Origin of the sequence: Streptomyces sp. NPDC058307 (assembly GCF_042880295.1) — a bacterium.
Taxonomy (GTDB): Bacteria; Actinomycetota; Actinomycetes; order Streptomycetales; family Streptomycetaceae; genus Streptomyces.
Genome location: NZ_JBHVYZ010000132.1, coordinates 1 through 5,733 on the forward strand (window position 1 = coordinate 1; position 5,733 = coordinate 5,733).

Genomic DNA, 5,733 nt, shown 5'->3' on the forward strand with positions numbered 1-5,733 from the left:
GGCCACCGCCGTCGTCACCTGGGCGATGTTCCTCACCTGTCCGGTGAGATTCCTGAACGCGGTGTTGACGGAGTCGGTGAGGTCCTTCCAGGTACCGGCCGCCCCGGGCACCTGCGCCTGGCCGCCCAGCTCACCCTCGACACCGATCTCGCGCGCCACGCGCGTGACCTCGGCACCGAACGCGGACAGCTGGTCCACCATCCCGTTGACGGTGTTCTTCAGCTCCAGCATCTCGCCGGCCACGTCGACGGTGACCTTCTGCGACAGGTCACCGTTGGCCACCGCCGTCGTCACGGCGGCGATGTCCCGCACCTGTGTGGTGAGGTTCCGGAAGACCGTGTTCACCGAGTCGGTGAGGTCCTTCCACGTCCCCGCAGCGCCCGGCACGTTCGCCTGTCCGCCGAGCTGTCCCTCGGCACCGACCTCGTTGGCCACGCGCGTGACCTCGTCCGCGAAGATCCGCAGCGTCTCGGTCATCTGGTTGATCGTGTCGGCGAGCTGCGCGACCTCGCCGCGTGCCGAGACCGTCACCTTCTGCGACAGGTCACCACTGGCGACCGCCGTCGTCACCTGGGCGATCCCGCGCACCTGGGCCGTCAGGTTGCCGGCCATGAGGTTCACCGAATCAGTGAGGTCCTTCCACACCCCGGCCACGCCCGGCACCTGCGCCTGTCCGCCGAGCTCGCCCTCGACGCCGACCTCACGCGCGACGCGGGTCACCTCGGAGGAGAAGGACGAGAGCTGGTCCACCATCGTGTTGACGGTGTTCTTCAGCTCCAGCATCTCGCCGGCCACGTGAACCGTGACCTTCCGGGACAGATCACCCTTGGCGACCGCCGTCGTCACCAGCGCGATGTCCCGCACCTGCGCCGTCAGCCGGTACGCCATCGTGTTGACGGACTCGGTCAGGTCCTTCCAGGAGCCCGACATGCCACGCACGCGTGCCTGCCCGCCGAGCTTGCCCTCGGTACCGACCTCGCTGGCCACCCGCGTGACCTCGTCGGTGAACGTCGAGAGCTGATCGACAAGGTTGTTCACCGTCCGCCCGACCTTCAGGAACTCCCCGCGCAGCGGATGCCCCGTCCCGTCCGGCGCCTGGGTCCTGAGCTCCATCCGGGGCGACAGATCGCCCTCCGCGACCGCGGACAGTACCCGGCCGACCTCGGAGACGGGCCGTACGAGGTCGTCCACGAGCGCGTTGGAGGCATCGATGGCGGACGCCCAGGAACCCTCACAGGCACCTGTTTCCAGCCGTTCCGTGAGTTTGCCCTCACGACCCACCATGCGCCGCACCCGCGACAGCTCACCCGTCAGATGCAGATTGCGGTCGGCCACCTCGTTGAAAACGGCCGCGATCTCCGACATCACCCCGTCGCCGGACACCGTGAGCCGCTTGCGGAAGTTCCCGTCACGCATCGAGACCAGCGCCGTCATCAGCCGGTCCAGGGCGGCCGTGTCCACCGCCGTGGTCCCGCTCCGCGGTGTGCGCCGGCCGCTCGGGGACTGTCCGTCCTTCGCGCGCGTTTTAGTGCCCCGCGTCGCTGCGCCAGACTCCACTGTGTCCCTCCCGCAGGGGTCGACCGTTACTGCTGTGCTCGGGTGATACCGCGCGGCGCACCGGTTGCTGCCGCGCACTTCTGCTTACTACAGCGATATGTCAGCCAGGCATGCAAAGCCGCACCACGGGCTGCTGCCCGCCGTACGCGCAAGCCACTCGGCCTGCCCGAACCTTCTTCAGGAGCCTGCCCAGTGTTTCACCCTGGTTGAACCCGGCCATAACAGTTCGGCAGCTTCGCACATCGTCCGCACACCCTCCGGACGGAAACACTGCAGACCGGCATCCGCATGGCCGTCGAAGGTAAGTAACCTTGCATGCGGCTGTCCAGCCGAGCCGGTCCGTCCGGCCTGGGCGGTGGCACGAGCACGAGCGGGCATCGGAGGGCGGCCGCACACATGACCACCGGACTGATCCCGGGGGGACAGCCCCCGGACCCCCGGCCGACGGGCGGCCTGCCGCAGCAGCGGCACGAGCCGGTCGGCCAGGCAGCCCTGCACGTCGACAACCGGACGAGGAGTTCTGTGATCACCGCGCGCGCGGCCGCCAGCTTCGAGCCCCTCGGACGATCGGTGGCCACCGCCCGCTCCTTCGTCCGCGACACACTCCAGGGCTGGGGCTTCGCCGACATCGTGGACGACGCGGTGGTCCTCACCAGCGAACTCGTCACCAACGCCGTGGTGCACGCGGGCACCGCCGCCGATGTTCTGTGTCTGCGCAGCGACGACGGTGTACGGATCGAGGTGGCCGACCACTATCCCGAGCGTGAGATCCCGCTCCAGGGCCAGGCCGTCAACATGGGCAACCTCGACCGCGAGGGCGGCCGCGGCCTCCAGCTCTGCGCCGCGCTCGCCGCCCGCTGGGGCGTCGAGTACACCCCCACCCAGAAGCAGGTCTGGTTCCAGCTCGTCCTGCCCGGGCGCCCCGTGGGCACCCGCGCGGCCGGCCCGGCCCTGCCCGCGGACCTGCTCCCGCTGGCCGACGGCCGCGTCCGTGTGGCCGTCGTCCAGATCGACCGCACATGCGCCATCACCTCGTGGAACGAGGACGCCGAGGAGCTCTTCGGGTACGCCGCCGAGCAGGTCATCGGCAAGCCCCTGACCGACCTCGCGGCCTGGCCGCACACCCCCGGCACCGGCACCGGCATCGTCGAGGCACTCCAGCTCTCGCGCTGGGAGGGCAGTTACGGCATAAGGGCAGCCAACGGCCGCGTCACCTCGGTCTACGCCTCCCACCTGCGCGTCCGCGACACCGGCGGCGAGCCCTCCACCGTCTGCCTCCTGGTCCGCGACCACGAACGCGCCGTACTCCAGACCCCGTTGCGCGTCCCCTCCTCGGACACCACCACCTCCGCCGACGGCCAGAGCACCGACCCCTTCGAGGTGTTCATCGGCTCCCCGGCCCCGGACGACCTCGACGGGCTCCTCCAGCGCACGGTCGAACGCGCGCGCGACATGCTCGACGGAGACTCCGCCTTCCTCCTCCTCGCGACCGACGACGAGACGGAGCTGGAGGTCCGCGCCTCCACCGGTCTGCCCTCCGCCCGGCAGCGCTTCGCGCGCGTGCCCGTCGAGGCGGGCCCCGGCCGCTACGGCTCCGCCCGCATGCCGGCCGTCCACGACGACCTCGCGGCCGTACCCGGCGCCGTACCGCTCCTGAGGGGCACCGGCATGCGCTCGGTCGTCACGGTCCCGCTGAAGGTCGAGGGCCGCCTCACCGGGGCCCTCGGCGTGGCCGCCGAAGGCCCCGGCAGATACTCGAACGAAGAGGCCCTGCGGCTCCAATTCGCCGCCGACCGGATCGCGTTGGCCGTCGAGTCGGCCCGCCTGGGCGAACTCGAACGCCTGCGCCGCGGCTCCCTGAGCTTCCTCGTCGAGGCATCCGACCTTCTCGCCGGCACCCTGGACCGCAATCAGACGCTGGCCCTCATGGCCCAGATGACCGTCCCGACCCTGGCCACCTGGTGTGCTGTCTACACGATCGCCGACCAGGCCTCGGATCCCTATCTGTCCTACGTCCTGCACGAGGACGAGGAACTCATCGACGGCATCAAGTCGCTGCTCTCGAAGGTCCAGCCCCCGGACCCGGTTCCCACCCCCGGCGCCCGTGTCTGGTCGGCCCCGGGCGAGGCGGCCCACCAGGCGGCCCTGCGCAGCTCCATGCGCAGCCTCGGCCTCAGCGGCGGCCCCACCCACCAGCTCGCCTCCGGAATCGGCCCCACGCTCGCCACGGCCTCCGCGGTGGGCGGCGAGACCGTCGTCCTCCCCCTGGTCGCCCGCAACCGCGTCATCGGCATGCTGACCCTCGGCAAGCCCGCCGACGAACACTTCCGCCAGGAAATCCTGGAACTGGCCGAGGACCTGTCCCGCCGGGCCGCCCTCGCCCTGGACAACGCCCGCCTCTACTCCGAGCGCACGGCCATCAGCCAGGCCCTCCAGCGCAGCCTCCTGCCGCCCGAGCTCCCCGAGATCGACGGCGTCGAGGTCGAGGTCATCTACCGCGCGGCCGGCGAGGGCAACGAGGTCGGCGGCGACTTCTACGACGTCTTCCCCATCAGCGACGGCGCCTACGGCTTCGCCATCGGCGACGTCTGCGGCACCGGACCGAACGCGGCGGCGGTGACGGGCCTCGCACGGCACGCCCTGCGTCTCCTCGCCAGGGAGGGCCTCAGCGGCCCGGCCGTCCTGGAGCGCCTGAACTCCGCGATCCTCGACGAGGGCGCCCGCAGCCGCTTCCTGACCCTCCTCTACGGCGAGCTGTGGCCGCAGGCGGACGGCAGCGCCCGCCTGAAGGTCGTCTGCGCCGGCCACCCGCTCCCGCTCCGCCTGCGCCAGGACGGCACCGTGGAACCGGCCGCCGAACCCCAGCCGCTCCTCGGCGTCATGGAGGACCTGGAGCTCTACGAGGAGACGGTCACCCTCGACCCGGGCGACGTCCTTCTCTGCGTCACGGACGGCGTCACCGAACGCCGGGAAGGCACCCGCATGCTGGGCGACGACGGTCTCGCCGACGTCCTCACCACCTGCACGGGCCTGACGGCCGGCGCGGTCGCGGCCCGCATCATGCGTGCGGTCGAGCGCTTCGCCTCCGACGCCCCGTCCGACGACATGGCGATCCTGGCCATGCGCGTCCCCGGCCTGCAGACGGACTGAGCGAGAACGTGAAAAAGGCCCCGCCCGAACGGGCGGGGCCTTTTGACTGGAGCCCCCTAACGGAATCGAACCGTTGACCTTCTCCTTACCATGGAGACGCTCTGCCGACTGAGCTAAGGGGGCCTGTCACCTTTTCGAGGTTTCCCTCGCGGCAACGGAATAGATCATACCCCGAGCAGACCCGTGCTCCCAACTCGCTCAGAAAGCAGGCTGAAGCAGTCCGCCGAGCGCATTGCACGCGGTCACGACCCGCTGCATGTCCCGCTTGGTCAGCGAAGCGTCCACAGGCAGCGAAAGCGTCTCGTCGGCGGCTCGCTCCGTCTCCGGCAGCGACACACAGCGCCGGAATTCGGGCAGCCGGTGCACGGGCGTCTTCACCGGCACGCGGCAGTCAATCCCCTTGCCCCGCAGGGCCCGAGCGAACGCGTCCCGGTCGGGCCGCCCGTTACCGGGAACCCGAACGACGTACTGCTGATAGGTGTGCCCGTCCCCGCCATCGGGCGTGCGCACCCCGCGCAACCTCCCGTCGAGATAGCCGGCCCGCTCCCGACGCTGAGCGATCTCGTCGTACGGCGCCTCGGACTCCCCCTCCTGCAGCACCAGCAGCCCATGCCGCCGCCCGACCGCGAGCAGCCCCGCCATGTCGGCCGGCCGCCCAAACCGGTGTACGGCAACGACGGCCGCCGTACGTGGAGTTATGGCCGCCTCGACAGCGGACGCGTCAAGGCAGTAGCTGACCGGATGTATGTCCGCGAACACCGGAAGCGCACCGGTGAGTGTCACCGCCTCGGCGACCTCGACGTTCCCGAAGGCCGGTACGACGACCTCGTCACCGACTCCGACGCCGGCGGCCCTGAGCATTGCAGCAGTACCCATGGCGGCGATGGTGGTTGGGCAACGTGAACTTCAAGTGACGCCCAACAAAAAAGGGTTGGACCCTGAACCGAAGTTCAGGATCCAACCCTTTGAATAATTGTTCGGCGGTGTCCTACTCTCCCACAGGGTCCCCCCTGCAGTACCATCGGC

At 70.2% G+C, this 5,733-nt stretch carries 3 protein-coding genes and 1 tRNA gene; 1 reads left to right on the forward strand and 3 read right to left on the reverse strand.

The genetic code is table 11. The annotated features are described in order from the left end of the window. Window positions 1-1,557 (reverse strand): HAMP domain-containing protein (locus ACFVYN_RS40840; RefSeq protein ID WP_390007887.1); only part of this gene is annotated, 1,557 nt, incomplete at its 3' end. Window positions 1,558-1,953: 396 nt separating this feature from the next. Between ACFVYN_RS40840 and ACFVYN_RS40845 the strand changes: the two genes are divergently transcribed. Next, window positions 1,954-4,707, forward strand: coding sequence for a SpoIIE family protein phosphatase (locus ACFVYN_RS40845; protein ID WP_390007889.1), 2,754 nt, complete (start codon window positions 1,954-1,956; stop codon window positions 4,705-4,707). A gap of 47 nt (window positions 4,708-4,754) precedes the next feature. Here ACFVYN_RS40845 and ACFVYN_RS40850 read toward each other — a convergent pair. Together ACFVYN_RS40850 and ACFVYN_RS40855 are read right to left on the reverse strand one after the other, a co-directional pair. Next, a tRNA-Thr gene (locus ACFVYN_RS40850) sits at window positions 4,755-4,830 on the reverse strand. A 75-nt stretch (window positions 4,831-4,905) separates the two neighbouring features. Beyond that, window positions 4,906-5,568: a DegT/DnrJ/EryC1/StrS family aminotransferase gene (locus tag ACFVYN_RS40855; RefSeq protein ID WP_390007891.1), complete on the reverse strand. Its 663-nt coding sequence runs from the start codon at window positions 5,566-5,568 to the stop codon at window positions 4,906-4,908. Window positions 5,569-5,733 lie beyond the last annotated feature (165 nt).